Below are 20,977 nucleotides of genomic sequence, written 5' to 3' on the forward strand. Positions count from 1 at the left end.
TGATAGAGAGTACGGTTCAATCAAGTGAAAAAATCCAGCAGTTTAGTATACTGATAGCAGAATTATTGCAAGACAGCCAGCTAGAAAATCAAGTATTTAACGCTTTATATGAACATATTCATGCAAATGCTGCCAACAGTCAGGAGTTACTGTCCATGATTGATGAAGTTTCAAGTTCAATGGAGAGGTTAAACGTCTTATTAGCAAACGTATCTAACAGTACACAGAAGCTGGAAAATATATTTTAAACTGTAACTAAAAATTAAAAGCATGTTTTGAAAAAATGATTTCAAAACATGCTTTTTTTTAATTCCTAAATCTAAAATTGAATTAAATCAGGAAGCTTTCTTATAGGTATAGAATAAATAGAAGTGGGCAAATTTATAAGAGAATTTAAGTTAGGATAATTTTTATTCTATTCGATCTGAGGGATTCATTTGTGAGACATTTTCTAAAGTGGGTAAATAAAAATGAAAAACGTAATAATGAAAAGCAAACGGTAGAACATCAAAATGAATTTAAAATCGCACTCAGTACAGATTTAGATGAAAATCTGAGAAGTTTACAAGAAATGTTGGGTAATCCCAGTGATTTAATTATCCGTGAAGTTAATATTGGTAAAAATAACCTCAAAGGTGTCATTTGTTATTTAAATGGTTTGACCGACAATAACCTTGTTAATAATAACATCCTAAAAAGAATACAAGAGAACAGCAAACAAGTTAGTTCAGATATGCTAGAGCAAATTTATCAAGACGTTATTGCTATAACTGATATTAAAAAGGTTCGAACATTAGATAAAGTTTCTTATGCTATTTTATCTGGAAGTACAGTGCTTTATGTAGATGGTAGCGATACAGTATTGATTATGGGGACTGAAGGTGCAGAGAAACGTTCAATTGAAGAGCCACAGACTGAATCAGTAGTTCGTGGTCCACGATCCGGTTTTGTGGAGTGCATACAAACGAATATTACTTTAATTCGTCGGGAATTAAAGGACCCGAATTTAAGAGTTGAGACATATGAAGTAGGAAGACGCTCAAAACAAAAGCTCGTAGTTTGTTATGTAGCTGGAATTGTCAATCCTGAAATTGTAGACGAAATTAATCGTAGGTTACAAACAATAGATATCGATTTTTCAGCTGGTTCTGGCTTCGTGGAGCAATGGATTGAAGACAGTTTCCTTTCGCCATTTCCGCAATTATTGGATACGGAAAGACCGGATCGATTCGTTTATTCTATTTTACAAGGGAAGGTAGGAATCTTTGTAGAGGGTAGCCCTTTTGCATTGGTTGCACCGGTCGTATTTAATGATGCACTAGAAAGTCTGGAAGATTATACTCAACGTTGGGTAATTGGCACGTTCTTACGATTAATCCGATACTTATCAGTTTTTATCGCTGTTTTCCTTCCAGCTATTTATGTAGCTTTAGTGTCCTATCATCCTGGCTTAATACCGGCACAGCTCGCTTTTTCTATCGCAGGAACGAGAGAAAATATGCCTTTTCCAGCTATTGTAGAAGCGCTGTTAATGGGCGTCACATTTGAAATTCTTCAAGAGGCTGGAATAAGACTTCCAAAACTGATCGGTCAAACGATTGGGATCGTTGGAGGGATTGTCATTGGAGAGGCAGCGGTTAGTGCAGGAATTGTAAGTCCGGTAATGGTTGTTGTAACAGCTCTTACTGCCGTTGCTTCCTTTACCATTCCTAATTACAGTGTTGCCATAGGACTTAGAGCCTTACGTCTAGCCTTTATAATTATTGCAGGAGTATTGGGGATTTACGGCATCATTTTAGGATATATCATGCTCAATATTCACATGGTCAATCTCAAAAGTATGGGTGTTCCTTATTCAGCTCAATTTTCTCCTAAGTTTCCTAGTGACTTTAAAAATTTGTTTATTCGTCCACCTATTATCGCCTTAAAAGAGCGACCTTCTTATATTCAAGCAGTAGATAAACAAAAGTTAAACGATGGAGGTCAAAAGGAGCCATGACATCTTTTAATAGTGTAGATGAACATATAAGTGAATATGAATTAATGCTTTTGGTAACAACAAATACTCTAGGCGTATTAATATTGTCTCTACCTAGGCTAATTGCTAATAAAACGATTTCTTCCGATGGATGGATTGGCATTGTTATAGGTGGGGGGCTGGCTTGTTTATTTAGTTGGATGATCGCGAAATTAGTATGTAAATTTCCACGACAGTCTTTTTTTTCTTTTTCAGCTCAATTGCTCTCAAAGCCAGTTGCTATCATTCTTACGTTTTTATTCATTATTCAATATATACTAACATCTAGTTATCATGCCAGGGTCCTTTCAGAGCTTTCTCGACAATATTTATTTGATAGAACACCCATTGAGGTGCTATGTTTAGCCTTTTTGCTTGTTGTTGTATACGCTGTTTCTGAATCTCGGGTAGGCATTTTTCGTGTTAATGTCTTATTTTTACCTATTATCATAGGGATTACAGTGATGGTTCTGATTTTTTCTTTAGGATCTGCTGAAGCGCAAAATATATTTCCGGTCTTTCAGACAGATATTCAAGGGTATTTCCATGCCACTTCTATTAGTTTTCAAGCATTCATCGGACTTGGGATTGTTCTTTTTTATATATCGCTTGTCGAGAAGCCAAAAAATGCACCAAAAATAACAGCATTAGGTGTTTTTTGGGCAATGCTTCTTTATCTAGTGACCTATATTGTTTGTATTGGTGTTTTTGGTAATATTACCACTTCAAACATCATGTATCCTACATTAGAAGTAGCAAAATCCATACAATTTCCCGGAGGCTTGTTCGAACGTTTTGATTCAGTGTTATTTTCGGTTTGGGTAATGACTGTATTTATTACATGTCTAATCGCATTCGATATTGCGGTCATGTTGTTTCAACTGATTTTTTCCAAGATGAAAAAAATCAATATTGTACTCCTGCTTTCTCCCATTATTTATTTCTTAAGTATGATACCTGAAGATTACATTGAATTAATGGAAATTACTTCTTTTTTCAATTACTTTATTCCAACGTATTTGTTTATCGTGTTCGTTTTATTGGCCGTTGCGTATAAAAAGAAGGGTATGAAACATATTGGCTAGATTTGTACTAATCACGATTCACCTCATTGCATTATTATTTCTTACTGGCTGCTGGGACCGAATAGAAATTGAACAGAGAGCATTTGCTGTTGGAATCGCGATTGATTTTAACAAGAATCAGGATGCTCCACACAATCCGATTCAAATAACACAGCAGGTGATCGTACCTTCTGTATTTAATTCTGCTCAAGACAGTGGTGGTGACGGTCAAGCCTTTCGAAACCTAACAAAAAGCGGAGAAACAATTTTTGAAGCTAATCGGAATACGACCAATCTTGCTAGTCGTACAATTAGTGCAACACATTTAGAAGTAGTACTTTTTTCAGAAGAAGTTGTAAAGGAACCAAACCTATTTGCTAATTTAATGGACGTGTTTTTACGTGAAATGGAGATGCACAGAACGATAAATGTCGCCATTGTAAACGGGGATGCACATGAGCTGTTTAATGTAGAACCCGAACACGAAAAGCTTCCAGCAATATATATTCATGGGCTATTAGAAAATGAAGAAAGTATCAATGTTATAAAACCGATTACATTCGGTGATATTCAAGAGAATTTATTATCCAAAACGAGCTTTATTATTCCTCAAATTAGTAAATTTAATTCCAAAAGCGTGGAATATGAGGGAATTGCTGTTTTTCATGGTACGAGGAATAAGGTTGTAGCTACTTTTCATAGAGGGGAAGAAAAAGGAGTAATATTTATGAGAGGTGAAGTGCAATCAGGCAGTATCGTTACGAATGTAGAAGGGAATAAGATAGCCAATGAAATACTTGATATGAAGAGAGATATTGCTCTAACGAATAAAGATAAAAACAATTTATCATTTGACGTAAATCTTACAGTAAGGTCTAGTATTGCAGAAGTATTAGGGGTAGAACATTTACTAAGTGAAAAGAATTATGCACAAATCAAAAAAGCGCTGGAGGATGAGATTAATAAAGTCTCACAAAATTCAATTAATGCACTACAAACTGAAATCAATGCAGATGTTCTGGGACTTAATCAACATTTATATAAATATCATTATCAGCTTTGGGATTCGATTAAAGATAATTGGGAGGATGGGGAAAACTATTTTTCTAAAAGCAAAATTAACGTAAACGTCAATGTCATCATTGATCAGTCTGGCAATATTAACAAAGCACAATAAAAGGGAGGGATAGTATGTGGAATATAGTTGCTGATCGCTTTCCAGGCATACTCACGATTATTTGTACCATACTTGCATATGCTATCCCTTTTTCTATATATAAAATTAATCAAAAACTACATAAAGATAATAATCCACCGTGGAAAAATGAAAAGAAATAGGGGATTCAAAACAACCGTCATATAAGTAAATAATTATTTACAAATACATAATCTATCGTTAATATATAAGTGGATTCTTATATAAGGGGTGATAACTATGCAAATCGAACTGATGGAAAAGCAGTTAAAAGCATTAGGGGATCAAAATCGGCTGAAATTGCTTTCCTGTTTAAAAAAAGGGGAAGTGTGTGTATGTGAATTTGTGGAGGTGTTGAATATTTCGCAGCCTGCTGTTAGTCAGCACTTACGAAAATTAAAGGATGCGGGCATCATTGCAGAAAGAAAAGTTGGCACATGGAAGCATTATCGGTTAACTGAAAATCAATCACCCATTGTTCAGTGTGTGATTGATGAGTTGAAAGCTGTTTCTATTTGTACATGTAAAGTTACGGAGGATAGTTCATGTTCGTCTTAGCAAGTTTAATCTTTATTGTTACATTAATTTTTGTTATTTGGCAGCCTAAAGGACTTAATATTGGCTGGTCTGCCTGTGTGGGTGCGCTAATTGCACTCGCTGTAGGTGTGGTAGATTTTAACGATGTACTCGATGTTGTCGATATTACATGGAATGCCACATTAAGCTTTATAGCGATTATTATCATCTCGCTTATTTTAGATGAGATTGGTTTATTTGAATGGGCGGCTTTACATATGGCTCGCGCGGCAAAAGGGCACGGCATCAAAATGTTTGTCTATGTAAGCTTACTTGGTGCAATCGTTGCAGCACTTTTTGCCAACGATGGCGCGGCATTAATTTTAACACCGATCGTTCTTGCCATGGTTCGTAATCTCCAATTTAAAGAAAAGATGATTTTCCCGTTTATTATGGCAAGTGGTTTTATTGCTGATACTACATCTTTACCGTTTGTCGTCAGTAATTTAGTGAATATCGTATCTGCAGACTTTTTTGGAATTGGTTTCGTTGAATATGCAGTACGCATGTTTTTACCAAACATTTTCTCATTAATTGCAACAATTACGGTACTGCTATTGTATTTCAATAAATCGATACCACGTACTTATAATTTAACGATGTTAAAGAAACCTGAAGAAGCTATTAAAGATAAAAAAATGTTTCGCTTATCGTGGTACGTGCTAACGATACTTGTCATTGGTTACTTCTCAAGTGAATGGACAGCAGTTCCTGTATCTTTCATCGCAGGGCTTGTCGCTATTTTCTTCTTACTGATGGCTAGGAGAAGTCAGGTTGTCAATACAACAACGGTCATAAAAGGCGCACCGTGGAATATTGTGTTCTTCTCCATTGGTATGTATGTAGTCGTTTATGGGTTAGGGAATGCAGGGTTCACAGAAGCACTCGCTAGTGTTATTGAATATACAGCTGAGCAAGGGCTGTTTATCGGTACGATTGCAATGGGCTTTATCGCTGCCTTTTTATCTTCTATGATGAACAATATGCCGACAGTTATGGTCAATGCGCTCGCAATTGCTGAAACGAATACGACGGGTGTACTTCGAGAAGCACTAATCTATGCCAATGTTATTGGTTCTGACTTAGGACCAAAAATCACTCCAATTGGTTCTCTAGCCACACTTGTATGGCTGCATGTATTAAGTCAAAAAGGTGTGAAAATATCATGGGGCACTTACTTTAAAACAGGGATTGTGCTGACGATTCCAATATTATTTGTTACATTAGTAGGCTTATATATTACACTGCTAATCGTTTAAAAGGAGCTAAACAGTTATGTCTAAAAAACTGATTTATTTTTTATGTACAGGGAACTCATGCCGTTCTCAGATGGCAGAAGGTTTTGGGAAAAAGTATTTAGGTGAGGAGTGGGAAGTAAAAAGTGCTGGTGTAGAAGCACATGGCTTAAACCCGAATGCAGTAAAGGCAATGGCTGAGGTAGATATCGATATATCAGATCAAACATCCGATATCATCGATGTAGAAACACTAAATAACGCAGACTTCATCGTCACATTATGTGGAGATGCAGCTGATAAATGTCCAATAGCACCGCCACATATCCGTCGTGAGCATTGGGGCTTTGATGACCCAGCAAAAGCAACGGGGGCAGATGAAGAAAAATGGAGCGTATTCCAACGTGTACGCGATGAAATCAGTGAACGCATTAAACATTTTAGTACAACAGGCGAATAATCAAGGGCATGTCTCTTGATTTTTTCACCCTTTGTATATAATGAAATACTTATATAAGGGGAGAGAAACGAAAATCATTAGAACCATTTGGAGGGAAATCATATGGAATTCAACATCATTAACCAATCTTCAGCTTGCTGTGAGCCAAGTCATTCTTGTTGTGATACAAAACTTCCTGTAGCGATTATCGGTGCGGGTCCGATTGGATTAGCAGCCTCAGCACATTTAAAACAACGTAATATCCCATTTTTCGTGTTAGAAGCAGGGGAGCTTGCAGCAAATATTCGCTCTTGGCAGCATGTGACGCTTTTTTCACCTTGGCAATACAATATTGATTCTGCCGCACGTGCATTACTAGAACAAACGAATTGGCAATCTCCACAAAATGAAATCGTTCCTACTGGTAAGGAGCTGATTGAACTTTATTTAGAACCACTAGCAACGTTGTTCGAGAAGCAAATTTATACGAACCATCGTGTTGTTACTATTACACGTGAAGGAACAGATCGTATGAAATCGGTAAAGCGCGAAAGCAAACCGTTTCTCATTTATGTTAATACATGCTGTGGCACTAAAACACTGAAGGCAAGTGCGATTATTGATGCTACAGGTACTTGGGGTAATCCGAATCCAGCGCTAAGTAACGGCTTATTGTTACCGGCAGAGCAAAAGTTAGCTGACCGAATCGAATATAGTATTCCAGATGTTCATAACAATGAAAAAGTCTATGCAAATAAGCGTATTGCGGTTGTTGGTGGTGGCCATTCAGCAATCAATTCTTTATTAAACTTAACAACATTAAAAGAAAAATATCCGGATACAGCCATTACATGGATTTTGCGTAAACCGCGAGTAGAGGATGCTTTTGGTGGTGGTTCTAACGACGAACTAGCAGCTCGTGGAGAGTTAGGCTTACGTATAGCAGAGCTAGTAAAAAAGGGCGTTATTCAAGTGGAAACACCTTTCCATATTCAATCTATTCGCGAACAAGAAGGCATTGTATTAAGAGATGAAAACGAATCGCTAGAACCATTTGATCGACTGATCGTTAATACAGGGAGTCGTCCAAGCTTCGAGATCCATCGTGAATTACGATTCCAGGCAGATGCTATTACAGAAGCTGTACCAGCACTTGCACCATTGATTGATCCAAACGAGCATAGCTGTGGCAGTGTACCTGCACATGGCGAAAAGGAATTACGCCAATCCGAGAAGAACTTTTATATTGTCGGCTCAAAATCATACGGACGCGCGCCAACATTCCTAATGGCAACAGGCTACGAGCAAGTCCGCTCAGTCGTAGCTTATTTGGCAGGGGATTTAGAGGCTGCCAGCAATGTGCAACTTCATTTACCTGAAACAGGTGTTTGCCATAGTGGAGCAGGTGGTTGCTGTTAATAATTAGCGATTCCTTTAAGGGAATCGCTAATTTTCCTTTCAAATGAGTTTGCAATTCCTACTAACGTTGGCAAAGGTTTATCTAATAGATCTTCCTCAATACTTAATATATAAGTCCAATTATTCTTATTAAACATGAAAATAAATATTTTTTTACTATTCGTTCCGGATGTTGAATAATAAGCTTGTGTACCATCTTTTAGAAGGATTTTAGAATCTGTACTTGAAAATAACTTTACCCCTTCTTCAACTGGGAAAATATTTATAATGTAATTAAAATGTTTTTCTTCATTTAAGTATTCAATCTCAAGCCCTAAATGTTTACCATTAAATCTCCCGAAAGAGTGCGTAAAATCCAATGGTGGCAATTCTATTGGTAAATCTATGTTTGATTTATAATAGGATTCAGCTTCCCGGATTGCATTTGAAATTGATTTGTAACCCAATTCATAATAATCCTCTTCTACAGACTTTTGTTGAGATGCTTTAACAGATTGCCATCCAAAGAGAAAAAGGGAAATCCCAATAATTAAAATAGTTAATTTCTCTTTTGTCATTGGTATATTGCTCCTTATAAGGATTTTTTTAAAAAATAGGAGTGACGTGAGAATTCTGACAATTTATAATAACAAAGTTACTGGTGAGATATAATTTTTATTGTTTGTTAAGCTAACAGAAACATGCGAGGTAATTTATAGGAGTAGGATCTGCGAAAAGGTATGCTCTGGTAGGATTTAAAGTTGGCGAATAGGAAATACGCCATATCGAAAAGAAATTTGAAATTGACGGATATATAGTTCAAATGCATACGGTCGCGTCAAATTTTATGGTAACAGACTAGCAAGTCCATTCGGTTATTACATATTTATAGTAGGCTGCAACTAAAAAGTTATTAAAAGATTGACAGTTTATTGAGGTGTCAAAACTGTTTATCCTGGATCAAATTATATATGGTGAAAATTGTCCATATACAACAATTTTCACTGTTTCGTCTCACTATTTAAAGTATACTTATGAGATGATACATAACTTCCTCTAATTTATATTATGTAAACTAAAATTATTTTGCGTGGAGGAGGGCTTGGATATGTCAACTCCCCATAATATATTCTATACTTTATTTGTAATTCTAAAGGTCCTTTTAATTTTCATGTGAACGATAACGCTCCTCTATTTTGTACAGATAATAATTAATGTTTAATACGATAGCTGGAGATTTTATACTTGCAGCTTTGAAAAAAGTTTAATCAAAAACAGCTCGCAAACGAACATACCTGCAATTAAAAAAGCATCCATTTAGAAAAAAAGATTGATTAAAATGGATGCCTTTCAAGCAGATTTTAATTGGATTTTTATAAAAAAAGTTTGATCATTTTATATTTGCGTATCTTCCGCAATCGCGCTCGATTGTTGAATAATGAAATATGAGAAAAATCTTTATAAATGAATCCTCAGTTATTGACGTTTGATAATTCTCTTTCAACTATACCTCCTTCATAAAAAAACGTTTAAATATGCTAAACTCTCCTGTAAAAAAGTTTGATGCTCTTCAATACCTCTTCTTTTACACCAACCAATTGCATTAAACGCATCGGTAAAGAGATAAAACGGTAAGACTTCTTGTAAATCAATAAGTGGACGAATGGACTCATAGCCTTTTTGATACGCATCCCATGTTCCGGGATATTTCATCAGAATATCACAATTAATTTTTGTAAAGTCAATTTCGGTTGCAACAATTCGGACACTTTCAAAATCAATGATGCCGACAACTTGATTTTCATGAACTAAAATATTACCTGGTCGAAAATCCATATGTATAAAACTAGGTCCATCTGGAGATGGAAGTAATTTCACTTGACGGTCGAAATACTTCAATGATTGTTCGTATAAACAAGGATCAATCACTTCTTTTACATCTTCTGCAAAGGAATAAAATTGTCGCTCGATAAACTCAGACCATCGACCATATACATTGGAAACGGAACTTTTGAAATCCTGCTCATTTGGAATGATTGCATGCAGCCTTGCGTGGTGTACTCCGATATCATAGGCTAAAGCTGGATCCACCTTCTCTGTAATCGGCACACCGTTGATTTCGGATAATAATAAAGCACCAGTGACATCTTCATTACCTTCCCAATAGTCTAACATTTCTGGTACAGGTAGCTCATTGCGTAATCGATTAAGTGCAGTATACTCACGTTCAAGTTTTACTTTGGAATAAGGAATTTTTATATATACCGTACGATGATCAATTAGCTTGATTTTATATACAGTAGAACTAAAAGACTCAGGAACGTTCTCGCTAACACATTCAACTTAAATTTATCTATTACTTGTTGCAACATATCCATTCAAAAAAAACCATTTCTGTACCGTTTATCTTCTTCACAATCTCTAACAATATAACATATATATTCATAATTTTTGGAAGTCTTACTCCATTTAAATGGTCCGTTTGCGGGAAAATATTATTTTACCTTAAGAAAAAAACAGCCATACTAGATGTAACAAAACACCTAATCCAGCTATGTTATTATTTCAATTTATTAGAAATTTATATTGTACAATTATATTTCAACCTCTGTTTCAGACAAATTTAATGCTTTTCCGCCTACCTTTACCTCAATAATTTCTTTCCCTTGAGTGGTTAACGCTATAACTATTTCTGAAGGTTTTTTCATAGAGTAACCTTGCTCAACAGATATATTAATAACATGTTCAGGTTTGATTTTACCATATTTATATAGATAACATGAAAGGGCACCATTGGATGTACCAGTTGCAGATTCTTCTGGAATTCCATATAAAGGTGCAAAATTTCTACAGTGGGCATTTGAACCCTTTAGTGATTCAAGGGTAAAAATATGATAACCAATGGTATTATATTTACTGCTGATATTTGTTACTTTTTCAAAATCTGGCTTTATAGAATTTAATATATCTAAGTTTCTAATCGGTACAAGTATATCCCTAAGGCCAGTAGATACAATTTGCACTGGTAGATCCCCGAACATTTCATCTATAGTAATATTTAAGGAATCTGCAATTTCCTCCTTGTCTATTATTTCATAATAGCTTGGAGCATTTTGATCCATCATAATTGATAGGTCTTCCATTACTTCTACATTTAAAATTCCAACCTTTGTTTCTTGAGAATATTTTCCTGGTTTAATATATCCTTGGCTTGAAAGTGTATAGAACACTGCTATCGTTGCATGGCCACAAATATCAACCTCTTCATTAGGTGTAAAAAATCTAACCTTGAAGTCAGCCAGGTCTGACTCCATGACAAAAGCAGTCTCACTAAAACCGATGATACCTGCTATTTTTTTCATGTCCTCTTCTGATAGATAATCAGCGCTAAGTACCACTCCGGCAGGGTTCCCTCCCTCAATGGATTTTGCAAATGAATTTAATGTATAAACTTTTATCTTCATAATGTGATCCCTCCAAATTATATATCGATTTTATATTTGCACGATTGTCCCAATATTCATTTCTTCTGCTTTTGATACAATATATTTTGAAACTGCAAGATCCTGCAATGCTATGCCAGTACTATCAAAAATCGTAATTTCTTCATCACTTGTACGTCCTTTTGCATTTCCAAGTATGAATTGTCCGATTTCAGTCAAATTGTTTTTGCCTAATATACCAGCCCTTATAGCACTTTGTGTTTCTCCGACTGTCGATGCTTGTGTAATATCATCTACATATACAGAAGCTACCTCAAAGATCTTTTCATCTATTTCCTGTTTTCCAGTCATGTCTGCCCCCACACAGCTGAAATGTATGCCTGGCTTAATCCACTCCTTAAAAATCAGTGGTTTTTGCGAAGGCGTTATTGTAATTACTGCATCGGTTTCTTCCAAAGCTTTCACTGGATTTTCTACAGCTACAAACTGAACTGACTCAATTCTTTGTTTCCAGCTCTTATTATAAGTATCTTTGATATCATTTTTGATTTTTTCTAGTTCCGTCTTTATTGAATGCTGTAATTTTGATGCATTTTCATATTTTACGGGGTCATATATATATACTTTGTTGATTGTCTGAACTTGAGATAGAGTGGCTGCTATTTGAAAAATCGCCTGAACTCCTGTACCAACAATCATTAGTGTTTTTGAATCTTGTTTTGACAGGTGTTTCACGCCTATTGAACCTGCTGCTCCAGTACGCATTCCTGTCAAATAACTTGCGTTGATCATTGCCTTAGGAAATCCATTCTTCAAATCAAATAACATATTCATCCCTGTTATAGCTAGAAGTCCTTGATTTTTATTATCACCAAACCATGAAACGAGTTTTAATCCAAACACATCTTCTTCATTAAGCATCCCTGATTTAATATCCATTTCTGCTCTACCCTCAAAAATCACCTCAGATACCATGGAGAATAGTCTCGCCTGATTGTTGGCTTTAAGTGCATAGGCTTTTTCTACACATGCTACTGTATTCTTGATATCAAGAATGTTCTTAATATCAGTATCACTTAGAATTCTTATTGGTACCATAGTTATCATTCTCCTTTAAAATTTCAATATCTGTTAAAGTAATTGTATTTGAACAACAACAAAAAGTCTCCAACCATTCTTGGTTGTTATTTAACCAACCAAATGATAAAGTACAAGTACTATGATTTTGGAGGAATTTCATGTTAGATATCAACTGGAGACCTGATAGAAATAATCCTACTCGATTGAATTTACAGATTGTTAACTTCATTAAGGACAAAATAGCAACTGGAGAATGGCCGGTTGGTTTCAAATTGCCAAGTCAGCGGGCACTTTCTGAAATTTTCAGTGTAAACAGAAGTACCGTAGTATCTGCCCTTGAAGAGCTGGCAGCTGAAGGCCTTATTAGTGGTAATGCTGGTGGTGGTACAAAAGTAATAAACAATACATGGACATTAATGTCCATTAATCAATCACATAATTGGCTTCCCTATATATCTTCTGGATTACATCAATCAAATCAAAATATAATGCAGCAGATCAATCAGGCTGAATTCCAACCTGATATCATCCGAATGGGGTCCTGCGAACCTTCCCCTGAATTAATACCTAACAAAATGATTCAGGGCGTACTAAAAAAACTGTCTAAGTCTACGGGATCGCTGGGTTATGAAGAACCAAAAGGAAATATCCATCTAAGAAGAGAGGTATGCACATACCTAAAAACAATAGGAATACAAGCTGATCCATCCTCAGTTTTGATTACCTCTGGTGTTTTGCAGGCACTGCAGCTTATTTCCCTTGGCCTTTTGCACACGAACTCAGTAGTATATGTTGAAAAGCCATCCTACCTATACTCTCTTAGAACCTTTCAATCCTTAGGAATGCAGCTTTCGGGAATTAAGCTGGATGAAGAAGGCATAGAAATAAAAGAATTGATTAATCGACATAGGCGGAGAAAAGGAGCAATGCTTTTTACAATACCTACTTTTCAAAATCCTACCGGAAGCGTCATGTCACTTGAAAGAAGAAAAACGCTTGTTGATGCGTGTGATAGGGAACGTTTGCCTATTATCGAGGATGATGTATATAGGGAGCTTTGGTTTGATGAACAACCTCCACAGCCAATAAAGGCATTTGATAACAATGGACTTGTATTATACACTGGTGGGATATCGAAAAATTTAAGTCCTGGTCTTAGGATTGGATGGATTGTTGGATCAGAAAAAGTCATTGAAAGATTGGCAGATATAAAAATGCAAACTGATTATGGAACCAGCTCACTCTCCCAGAGTGTAACCACAGAACTATTCTCTAGTGGTCTTTATTATCAGCATAACGATATAATGAGGAAAAATGTTAAGCTCCGAAGAGATGTTGCTCTTGAAGCATTAAAGAAATATTTTACCGGCATCGGTACATGGAACATTCCTAGGGGCGGATATTTCATCTGGCTTAAGTTAAATGAAGGTATATCCATGTACCAGCTTTTTACTAAAGCCTTAAGTCGGAAAATACTTGTTCACCCTGGAGATTTGTATGAGTTTCACTCTGATCAATATTTAAGAATTTCTTATTCTTATGCATCCTTAAATGAAATTGACTACGGAATTAAAACTCTTTCAGAATTGGTAGCAGAACAAATTTTTTAAGTTTTATTTATATAGAGATTTAAATATTGTAGATAATTATAAAAATGAATATTGAATTACCACTGTATGAGATTCGAAAGCATCATCAACTCCTCTAGTTCCCGAAGTTTTGAATCATTAATTTCTTTGATGTTGCTACCAACTAATTTGACTAAACTATCCACAAAATCATTTCATGATAATAAAAAAGTAGATAAGGAGAAATGTTTCTAGCTTTAATTGATTATCTACAGCATGAGTTGAATATCGAACATGCACATGTAAATATTAAGTATGATAATGATAATGGAATATGGGAAAAAGAATTTTAAAATGTTGTATAAGTCACATCTATATTGTTGTGACTTATTTTTTTATGTTGCATATTTCATGGATCGGAGATGGAAAAGTCTAACTAAAAAGAACTAGCAAACTCAATCATTTGCCAGTTCTTTTTATAATCTGTTCCTTAGTAAACTATGTTAAATGTTCTATAATTTCTTCGCTGCTTTCAGATTTAAACTTTAATGCTGAAGCTAGAAGGAGTAAAATACTTACCGTTCCAATCCAAGTAAGAGCTGATAATGATGCGTTCCAGGTAAGGCCTTCCCCAAAGAACAACAATTCTCGTAAACCTTCAACCATAAAACGCATTGGCAGCCAGGAGTAGATCCAATCACGATAAAAGGATGACATCATCTCTGGAGCTAATGCAATCAATGGTCCCCCGAAAAATAACAATAAAGCAAAAATCGCCACTCCTTTTATCCCTAACCATGACAGAACCGCTGAAATTAATAAAAAGAAGCTAAAGGCTGTAATCGATAAAAATAGCGCTGTATCGAAATAAGTAGGAATGTTGATACCTACCACTTCATTAACTATCCAAGTAAGTCCAAATCCTACAAAGAGAGCAACAATGGCCCCAACTAATATTTGCCCAACTTTTGTAGCTAAATATTCTTTTCGATTGTTAAGTGACAATTTGTTTGCTGCAATAAAGACAAAAGCTGCACTAATCATTATTGCCATCCATAGTGGTTGGAATAATGATACAGGAGCATTACCATTTGCGCTCTTTTCCCCTACTTCATTAATATTTGTTACTTTTTTTGAAACAGGATTTACTAAAGTAGATGCCTGTTCTACCGTTAAAGTTCCTCCTTGCGCTTCAATTCCTGATAATAGTTGGGTACGAACTGTATTATTCATATTGTCCACTACACCATTTAGAATTTGTCCTGCCATTGTTGAAGCAACCATATTCATTCCTTGATTAATATAAATCTGAACCTCTGGTGTGTCTGCTTCAGGTGACAGCTGAGAGGCTTGTTTGACACTAAAATCCTTAGGAATGACTAATGCAGCATAGTATTTTTTTGTATTTAGCCCCTCCTGTACTTCTTCATTAGATTTTACAACAACCCACTTTACTGCAGACTCTTCCCCTTTTTGGGTTTTAGAAGTAGCTTGTATCCCTTCAACAATTGTTTTCCCCACATTCAATTTTGCTTGATTAGGAATTTCTACGCCCCAATCCTCGTTAACAATTGCAATCGGTAAATTTTCTGGCTTTGGCTGGACCGATGGAAATAAGGTTAAAGAAAAAATAAACACAACGATTAATGCGAGAATCGGTGCAATCCATACTAGCTTATTTTTGAACATTTTCATCTATCTCTCCTCTTTTCGAGTTATAATAATGAACAACCTGTTGTTTATTACAACTTGAATTATAGATAGGAATAAATAGTCATTCAATAAGCAAAAACGGAGAAAGTGTTGTTTACGGAACACAATTCAAGAATGTGTCCGATTAAATTTTGGAGGATCCTGTATGCGAGAAAATTTCACAGATCTACGTGTAGTACGAACGATTGAGGCTATTAAAGAAGCATTGGTAGAACTAATTGAAGAAAAAGGCTTTGAATCAATTACAGTGAAGGATATTACATCAAAAGCAAAAATCAATAGAGGCACTTTTTACGCACATTACCGAGATAAGTATGATTTAATGAATCGTTATCAAGATGAACTCATGGGAGTAATGACCAATAATGTAAAACATAATTTATCAAAGTTGCTCACTGATCTTAGTACGAATAGTACGAACAAAATCCCAATAGAAATGACTGTACTAATTTGTGATTTTTTAGATCGGAACAGAAGATTTATGAAAGCCGTATTAGGACCAAAAGGAGATATATCATTTCAAACAAAATTAAAAAATTTCATCTCTAAAGCACTACTCGAAAATTACGGTAGTATAGTAGCACAAGAAAAATTACTTGTTCCGGAAGAATATTTAATTACTTATATAGCTTCTGCACATATTGGTATCATTCAACAATGGTTGCTTGAGGAAAAAAAAGAATCTTCACAGGAAATCTCTGAAATCTTATTAACTATCACACTGAATGGCCCGTTTGTTGCTGCAGGATTAAAAAAATAAAAACGTTTTATCTTATTTGCTTATTATTCGTGTTTTGTGAGTTTATTATAGTGTCCAGCCTGTGGATGTTTCGCATTCACGTTATAAAAAGGCGAATATTGTAGTTTTAATTTAATTATATTGTTCGTTAAATGTTCATGTTATTTTTAATCAATATCGTTTAAATTTTACTAAAATCCCATTTCCCTATAATTTCATAACCATTACCCCAGCCTTTAGGTTTTATGACAATCCCAGTTAAATAAGGTACGTCACCTAACATTACTTCTTTAGGAAAACTGTGGCCAATAATTATCCTATTTTGTCCAATGGCTGGTGGCAGTTCAAGTAATGATTTCGTGTCACGAATGATCGCACTCCGCTCAACATCAGAAATTGTCACTTCTCCACTGAGAGCAACAACTCCTGCCAATGAATAATTAATGCAAATATTCTTATTCGGAAAAGCGATCCTTGCTGTGTTTATTGCTCTACAAAACGGACTTGAAATAATAGTGGCTTCGACTGGAATTCCTTTATTGCTAAAGACAGTTCCAATAATCCTAGCCTGCCACCTTCCAGTCTCACTTAAATTCCTTTGGGTCTGACAATCCGAAAAAATAACTGTAGGATAATCTTTTCCGATCGTTGCTTCACCATGTCTAAAATAGACAATAAAACCACCATTCAGAAGCATGTTAAACTTCATAGAATCCTCCAATCCTATCGTAATAATGTTCAATGATAAGCTAGTCTATTGGATTTCATTTAAAAATGTTACTAATTCCTAAAGATGACTTGTGTCAATAATAAATACCAGGTACAAACCCATATAAAGGTCTGCACCTGGCATAATTTCTAAAAAATATAGTCTTAAAGGAGCTCCAATCGCATAAAAGCGTATTCTCCGTCTCTCAAAATCTCACATTTACGAACAGGAATAGGCTGTTTGAAGATCGGGCCATCGATTACGGTCGTATGGAATTCTCCACCTTCTCCGCACGGGTCAATGCCACGCGCTACGAGCTCCTGCACGTACTCATGAGTTAACGTTCGCCCCAAGTCATCTTCTCGCATGCCTAAGGACAAATTAACAGTAACTAGAATCGTTTGGAATCCTAGATTTATGAATTCTTCCACCGTTTCACGATGATCCATTTCCCATAAGGGCATGCCCAACTTCAAACCAGCATTCTTTGCTACTTTGTCATGCCAACAACCATGAGCAGGAGTATCTAAATCACCTGTTACTAACACCTCAGCACCTTGATTTTTCGCTTTTTTTAGAAGGCTCATAAATACTTCCTCATAATCCTCCCAGCTTGAAGCGGCAGTATATACTGGCAGACCGATAGATGTAGCTTGTGCACGAATAAGCTCTGGAGGCATACCATGGGACCTAGAGCGCTCACCCTCTTCTTCTAGCATAACAATCAGCCCAACTGCCTCACCGACCTTCATCGCTTTATAAAGAGCTAATACACTATCCTTCCCACCACTAAAGGAAGCAATAAATTTTCGGCCGCGCGCATTCGTTTTCCATTCTGTTCCGTCTGTCATACATATCTTTCCCCTCTACTATAAAAACCTATGTTTATTCGATTTTATCACGAATTGGTAATAGTAAGGTCATATTTATGGCAGATGAATAACAAAATTTCGTAAAAATATGTGGAAACGGTTCTCACATATTATAGGAGGCTATTGAAAGTTATGATACACGAGCAATTTTGAAATTTTCATCACTATTATTGAGAATAGCGGCTGATAGAACGAACTAAAACCTAATTTCTCATGCAATATACAGAGAAATTAGGTTTTATAAATTCGGATTATCTTAACGCTGTAAATTCGTCATGTCAGACGCTTGTACCTTTAAAAACAATACGTATCGTACTAACACATATAGGACCATACACGAAGCAATGAATAATTCAACAAAAGTTAAAACATTGAGCAGTTGTTGAGAATGGAAGAATTGAGCTGATGCATTCATCGCTGTCGCCGAAATGACTAACGGAAACGTAAATGCGGCGTAGCTCGGGTAGAATGGTAGCTTTAACAACTTTGGTAATCGCCAAAGTACACTAGCATAAAGCAATTGAGATACGACCAACATAAAGAGTACAAAATACAAATTAGGACTTGTAAAGTGTTGTAGGTATGCCGTTAAACATAGGGATCCTGGTGCAGCTAAAATTGTTGTCAGTGGCATTGTTGGCCCCTCTAGGCTGCGGATTCGTTGCCACACGACCGGAAGCAATAAGATATAAAAAAACAAAGCAATCCAAAACACGATGTCAGTAAACTTGGCTGCGAAATTCCCAGCTGTTATTGGCATAATGGCTGAACCAACATACACAATAAACCAGCTTGGATAGACGGAATGAAAATTCGCCTTAGCTTTCCATACAAATGTATACGTAAAATATAGAATAAGGACCATTTGTAAGCAGGCTGCTATTCCCCACCCTATCGTAGCAATTCCTTGAAGTGAAGTTTGCGCGGCTAGAATGCTACAAATAACCATCATCCCCATTGTAAAGGTTGGCGCTACTGAGGCGATAACCTGATTTTTCAAATCGTTTCGAACATCGGAAAACGTGAATACTATTTTACATAGTATTATTAAAAATATCGTAATTCCAACAGCAAAATAAAACTCTCCTAATAGGTTCATATTTAATGAAAAGTGCAATTTTGCTAGGGATACTAATCCCAGCATCAAGCCACTGATCGGAATCGGTATTGTTTTTAACAGGTTGCTCATCTATATTCCTCCTCGGCTTGTTGATATTTTTATCATAACGGACATTTTACTATTTGAAAAATACATATTATATATAATAATTATTAATAAAGTTAATAATTCAGGAGGAATTTGCATGATCGAGATACTAAAGGTTTTTACAAAGGTATACGAGCTTCAAAACTTTACGAAGGCATCGGAAATTCTATTTATTTCTCAGCCGACGATTTCATTGAAAATTAAGCAGCTCGAAAAGCAATTGAGAGTGCCATTATTTATCCGTCAAGGTCCTAAAAATGTTCAACCTACACCTGCAGCCTCGTATTTGTATGAGAGAGCCATTACGATGATTGAGCAATGGGAAAAAACAGAAGCCTTTCTACAGAATGGGCAGCTCTATGAAAAGAAATGTAAGATTGTATGCTCAAATACTTTTGGTTTATACTATTTGCCTACATTTATGTCTCACCTAATATCGAAATTTCCAAGCTTTGAATTTACAATGCTTGTTGTCAATTCTGAACAAGCAATTGACAAGCTAATGAAGCATGAGGCTGATTTCGCTTTTATAGAAAAGCCGATTGAAACAACAGGTCTCAATAAAAAAGTAATTTTTCAGGATGAGCTCGTTCTTGCTGGTAGGCTCGATTCAAACGACTGGATTATGCGTGAGAAGCATTCCGGTATTCGCTATTTCAATGAGCTGTATATAGCAGAAAATAATATTGAAGCGAACTATATATATGCCAATCATTCAGAGCTCATTATTCGCTTGCTACAGGAGGGAATCGGAAAATCAATCGTTTCTAAAAAAACATTACCTCCTTCGATTCCATTTAAGACACTACCTGAGAAGTATAATCGCCATATCTATTGGTGCAGTCGTTCGATTGATAACGGTCACCCACTACAATCAATCCAGCAATTTATAGCAACTTATTTTCATATAGAGGTGGATTGCAGGTAGCCGCGCCAAAAACAAATCATAAAATAGGGTCAAGCTACATAAACTAAAAGTAATTCATTGACATGTCTATTCTATACTCATACATTGAAGATAGTAAGATTCATGCGTGATGGATCTACAGTAGTACACAGGCGATTGGGTGGCTCCCAGTCGCCTTTTTTTACGCCAAAAACACCGCTCTGTTGGCTAGACAAAGCGGTGGTCCTGTGTATCTGAATGATAGATTTGTCCAATATATCCTCCTTTCAATGAAAAAGGGTACTAGCGATGCCTTACCTACATCCTTCCGTTCAATCAAAGTAATTATAAATAATATGACCTATGATTTCAGGTTGCCAGTATAGAATTTCACGGAGATCATTTGGATGAAGGTCATTTTTATTCATTACTCGCCCATTTTCGATCCGTACAAGTTCATTTAAGTCTTTAGCAGGTAATACTCGAAAAGAAGGCTCAAAGAACTTATTCACTTGAGGTATATCGATAAAATCTTTCATAAAAGGATATTCATAATATCGTGAAACGGCAACAAAAGGATACACTACATGTAAAAAGAGATGAATAGATTGATCATGGAATTGTATTTGGGAATGATAAAAATTTCGTGAAAAGTCCGGCTCCTCAAATACGATAACTTGTCCCTTATGAAAATTAGCAAGGTTATAACAAAGTTGTTTAAATAGTGTATTATCTATCGCAGGTAAATCATCTATCCCAGGGTAAAAAAATCCTGTAATCCCTTTAATTAAAATCATCTGTATTCCCCCACTCTCTATTGCCGATTGCACATCCTA

The 20,977-nt window shown here is 35.8% G+C and carries 20 protein-coding genes and 1 pseudogene; 12 read left to right on the forward strand and 9 right to left on the reverse strand.

What is annotated here, in order from left to right:
• Positions 1 to 65: 65 nt before the first annotated feature.
• The 9 genes from V4T18_RS01290 to V4T18_RS01330 all read left to right on the forward strand — a co-directional run bounded on the left by V4T18_RS01290 (position 66) and on the right by V4T18_RS01330 (position 7,945).
• Positions 66 to 248, forward strand: coding sequence for a hypothetical protein (locus V4T18_RS01290; protein ID WP_332645666.1), 183 nt, complete (start codon positions 66 to 68; stop codon positions 246 to 248).
• 191 nt (positions 249 to 439) lie between these two features.
• The gene (locus V4T18_RS01295) at positions 440 to 1,999 is read left to right on the forward strand and encodes a spore germination protein (RefSeq protein ID WP_332645668.1); all 1,560 of its coding nucleotides are present in this window, start codon (positions 440 to 442) and stop codon (positions 1,997 to 1,999) included.
• On the forward strand, positions 1,996 to 3,102 hold the full coding sequence (locus V4T18_RS01300; RefSeq protein ID WP_332645671.1) for a GerAB/ArcD/ProY family transporter: 1,107 nt from the start codon (positions 1,996 to 1,998) through the stop codon (positions 3,100 to 3,102). The genes V4T18_RS01295 and V4T18_RS01300 overlap by 4 nt, the downstream gene beginning before the upstream one ends.
• On the forward strand, positions 3,095 to 4,258 hold the full coding sequence (locus tag V4T18_RS01305; protein WP_332645674.1) for a Ger(x)C family spore germination protein: 1,164 nt from the start codon (positions 3,095 to 3,097) through the stop codon (positions 4,256 to 4,258). The genes V4T18_RS01300 and V4T18_RS01305 overlap by 8 nt, the downstream gene beginning before the upstream one ends.
• 14 nt (positions 4,259 to 4,272) lie before the next feature.
• The gene (locus V4T18_RS01310) at positions 4,273 to 4,419 is read left to right on the forward strand and encodes a hypothetical protein (RefSeq protein ID WP_332645676.1); all 147 of its coding nucleotides are present in this window, start codon (positions 4,273 to 4,275) and stop codon (positions 4,417 to 4,419) included.
• Between the two features lie 97 nt (positions 4,420 to 4,516).
• Positions 4,517 to 4,834 (forward strand): ArsR/SmtB family transcription factor, encoded by a 318-nt coding sequence (locus V4T18_RS01315; RefSeq protein ID WP_332645678.1) that lies wholly within the window; start codon positions 4,517 to 4,519, stop codon positions 4,832 to 4,834.
• Positions 4,822 to 6,111, forward strand: a complete 1,290-nt coding sequence (locus V4T18_RS01320; protein ID WP_332645681.1) for an arsenic transporter — start codon at positions 4,822 to 4,824, stop codon at positions 6,109 to 6,111. Before V4T18_RS01315 ends, V4T18_RS01320 begins: the two co-directional genes overlap by 13 nt.
• Positions 6,112 to 6,127: 16 nt before the next feature.
• Entirely contained in the window at positions 6,128 to 6,547 is a 420-nt protein-coding gene (gene arsC / locus V4T18_RS01325) for an arsenate reductase (thioredoxin) (RefSeq protein WP_332645683.1), read from the forward strand.
• 102 nt (positions 6,548 to 6,649) lie between these two features.
• Positions 6,650 to 7,945, forward strand: coding sequence for an NAD(P)-binding domain-containing protein (locus V4T18_RS01330; RefSeq protein WP_332645687.1), 1,296 nt, complete (start codon positions 6,650 to 6,652; stop codon positions 7,943 to 7,945).
• Here V4T18_RS01330 and V4T18_RS01335 read toward each other — a convergent pair.
• From V4T18_RS01335 to V4T18_RS01350, 4 genes and pseudogenes are all read right to left on the reverse strand, one after another.
• On the reverse strand, positions 7,942 to 8,502 hold the full coding sequence (locus V4T18_RS01335; RefSeq protein ID WP_332645690.1) for a hypothetical protein: 561 nt from the start codon (positions 8,500 to 8,502) through the stop codon (positions 7,942 to 7,944). The two genes, V4T18_RS01330 and V4T18_RS01335, sit on opposite strands and share 4 nt — an antisense overlap.
• Before the next feature lie 937 nt (positions 8,503 to 9,439).
• Positions 9,440 to 10,302: pseudogene (locus V4T18_RS01340) on the reverse strand (phosphotransferase).
• 216 nt (positions 10,303 to 10,518) lie between these two features.
• Positions 10,519 to 11,388: a PhzF family phenazine biosynthesis protein gene (locus V4T18_RS01345; RefSeq protein ID WP_332645692.1), complete on the reverse strand. Its 870-nt coding sequence runs from the start codon at positions 11,386 to 11,388 to the stop codon at positions 10,519 to 10,521.
• A gap of 30 nt (positions 11,389 to 11,418) precedes the next feature.
• Positions 11,419 to 12,465 (reverse strand): ornithine cyclodeaminase family protein, encoded by a 1,047-nt coding sequence (locus tag V4T18_RS01350; protein ID WP_332645694.1) that lies wholly within the window; start codon positions 12,463 to 12,465, stop codon positions 11,419 to 11,421.
• Positions 12,466 to 12,605: 140 nt separating this feature from the next.
• Here V4T18_RS01350 and V4T18_RS01355 point away from each other — a divergent pair, with 140 nt between their 5' ends.
• Positions 12,606 to 14,057, forward strand: a complete 1,452-nt coding sequence (locus V4T18_RS01355) for an aminotransferase-like domain-containing protein (RefSeq protein WP_332645697.1) — start codon at positions 12,606 to 12,608, stop codon at positions 14,055 to 14,057.
• A 456-nt stretch (positions 14,058 to 14,513) separates the two neighbouring features.
• On the opposite strand, the gene V4T18_RS01360 is transcribed toward V4T18_RS01355, so the two are convergent.
• The gene (locus V4T18_RS01360; RefSeq protein ID WP_332645901.1) at positions 14,514 to 15,704 is read right to left on the reverse strand and encodes a YhgE/Pip domain-containing protein; all 1,191 of its coding nucleotides are present in this window, start codon (positions 15,702 to 15,704) and stop codon (positions 14,514 to 14,516) included.
• Between the two features lie 169 nt (positions 15,705 to 15,873).
• Between V4T18_RS01360 and V4T18_RS01365 the strand changes: the two genes are divergently transcribed.
• Positions 15,874 to 16,488 (forward strand): TetR/AcrR family transcriptional regulator, encoded by a 615-nt coding sequence (locus V4T18_RS01365; RefSeq protein WP_332645699.1) that lies wholly within the window; start codon positions 15,874 to 15,876, stop codon positions 16,486 to 16,488.
• 160 nt (positions 16,489 to 16,648) lie between these two features.
• On the opposite strand, the gene V4T18_RS01370 is transcribed toward V4T18_RS01365, so the two are convergent.
• The 3 genes from V4T18_RS01370 to V4T18_RS01380 form a co-directional block, all read right to left on the reverse strand.
• Positions 16,649 to 17,176 carry a histidine phosphatase family protein gene (locus V4T18_RS01370; protein ID WP_332645702.1) on the reverse strand — a complete coding sequence of 176 codons (528 nt, stop codon included), beginning with the start codon at positions 17,174 to 17,176 and terminating at the stop codon, positions 16,649 to 16,651.
• Positions 17,177 to 17,340: 164 nt separating this feature from the next.
• Positions 17,341 to 18,027 (reverse strand): diphthine--ammonia ligase, encoded by a 687-nt coding sequence (locus V4T18_RS01375; protein WP_332645704.1) that lies wholly within the window; start codon positions 18,025 to 18,027, stop codon positions 17,341 to 17,343.
• A 277-nt stretch (positions 18,028 to 18,304) separates the two neighbouring features.
• On the reverse strand, positions 18,305 to 19,237 hold the full coding sequence (locus V4T18_RS01380; protein WP_332645706.1) for a TDT family transporter: 933 nt from the start codon (positions 19,235 to 19,237) through the stop codon (positions 18,305 to 18,307).
• Positions 19,238 to 19,352: 115 nt separating this feature from the next.
• Here V4T18_RS01380 and V4T18_RS01385 point away from each other — a divergent pair, with 115 nt between their 5' ends.
• Positions 19,353 to 20,183: a LysR family transcriptional regulator gene (locus tag V4T18_RS01385; protein ID WP_332645708.1), complete on the forward strand. Its 831-nt coding sequence runs from the start codon at positions 19,353 to 19,355 to the stop codon at positions 20,181 to 20,183.
• A gap of 290 nt (positions 20,184 to 20,473) precedes the next feature.
• Here V4T18_RS01385 and V4T18_RS01390 read toward each other — a convergent pair whose 3' ends face one another.
• Positions 20,474 to 20,938 (reverse strand): hypothetical protein, encoded by a 465-nt coding sequence (locus V4T18_RS01390; RefSeq protein WP_332645711.1) that lies wholly within the window; start codon positions 20,936 to 20,938, stop codon positions 20,474 to 20,476.
• Positions 20,939 to 20,977 lie beyond the last annotated feature (39 nt).

The sequence above is a fragment of the Lysinibacillus sp. 54212 genome, from assembly GCF_036662795.1.
Lineage (GTDB): Bacteria > Bacillota > Bacilli > Bacillales_A > Planococcaceae > Lysinibacillus_B.

What these genes read in the sequence shown, in the direction of transcription:
- V4T18_RS01300 (WP_332645671.1), top strand. Translation starts at nt 1,996, where the DNA reads ATGACATCTTTTAATAGTGTAGATGAACATATAAGTGAATATGAATTA.
- V4T18_RS01310 (WP_332645676.1), top strand. Translation starts at nt 4,273, where the DNA reads ATGTGGAATATAGTTGCTGATCGCTTTCCAGGCATACTCACGATTATT.
- V4T18_RS01315 (WP_332645678.1), top strand. Translation starts at nt 4,517, where the DNA reads ATGCAAATCGAACTGATGGAAAAGCAGTTAAAAGCATTAGGGGATCAA.
- V4T18_RS01320 (WP_332645681.1), top strand. Translation starts at nt 4,822, where the DNA reads ATGTTCGTCTTAGCAAGTTTAATCTTTATTGTTACATTAATTTTTGTT.
- arsC (WP_332645683.1), top strand. Translation starts at nt 6,128, where the DNA reads ATGTCTAAAAAACTGATTTATTTTTTATGTACAGGGAACTCATGCCGT.
- V4T18_RS01330 (WP_332645687.1), top strand. Translation starts at nt 6,650, where the DNA reads ATGGAATTCAACATCATTAACCAATCTTCAGCTTGCTGTGAGCCAAGT.
- V4T18_RS01335 (WP_332645690.1), bottom strand. Translation starts at nt 8,502, where the DNA reads ATGACAAAAGAGAAATTAACTATTTTAATTATTGGGATTTCCCTTTTT.
- V4T18_RS01345 (WP_332645692.1), bottom strand. Translation starts at nt 11,388, where the DNA reads ATGAAGATAAAAGTTTATACATTAAATTCATTTGCAAAATCCATTGAG.
- V4T18_RS01350 (WP_332645694.1), bottom strand. Translation starts at nt 12,465, where the DNA reads ATGGTACCAATAAGAATTCTAAGTGATACTGATATTAAGAACATTCTT.
- V4T18_RS01355 (WP_332645697.1), top strand. Translation starts at nt 12,606, where the DNA reads ATGTTAGATATCAACTGGAGACCTGATAGAAATAATCCTACTCGATTG.
- V4T18_RS01360 (WP_332645901.1), bottom strand. Translation starts at nt 15,704, where the DNA reads ATGTTCAAAAATAAGCTAGTATGGATTGCACCGATTCTCGCATTAATC.
- V4T18_RS01365 (WP_332645699.1), top strand. Translation starts at nt 15,874, where the DNA reads ATGCGAGAAAATTTCACAGATCTACGTGTAGTACGAACGATTGAGGCT.
- V4T18_RS01370 (WP_332645702.1), bottom strand. Translation starts at nt 17,176, where the DNA reads ATGAAGTTTAACATGCTTCTGAATGGTGGTTTTATTGTCTATTTTAGA.
- V4T18_RS01375 (WP_332645704.1), bottom strand. Translation starts at nt 18,027, where the DNA reads ATGACAGACGGAACAGAATGGAAAACGAATGCGCGCGGCCGAAAATTT.
- V4T18_RS01380 (WP_332645706.1), bottom strand. Translation starts at nt 19,237, where the DNA reads ATGAGCAACCTGTTAAAAACAATACCGATTCCGATCAGTGGCTTGATG.
- V4T18_RS01385 (WP_332645708.1), top strand. Translation starts at nt 19,353, where the DNA reads ATGATCGAGATACTAAAGGTTTTTACAAAGGTATACGAGCTTCAAAAC.
- V4T18_RS01390 (WP_332645711.1), bottom strand. Translation starts at nt 20,938, where the DNA reads ATGATTTTAATTAAAGGGATTACAGGATTTTTTTACCCTGGGATAGAT.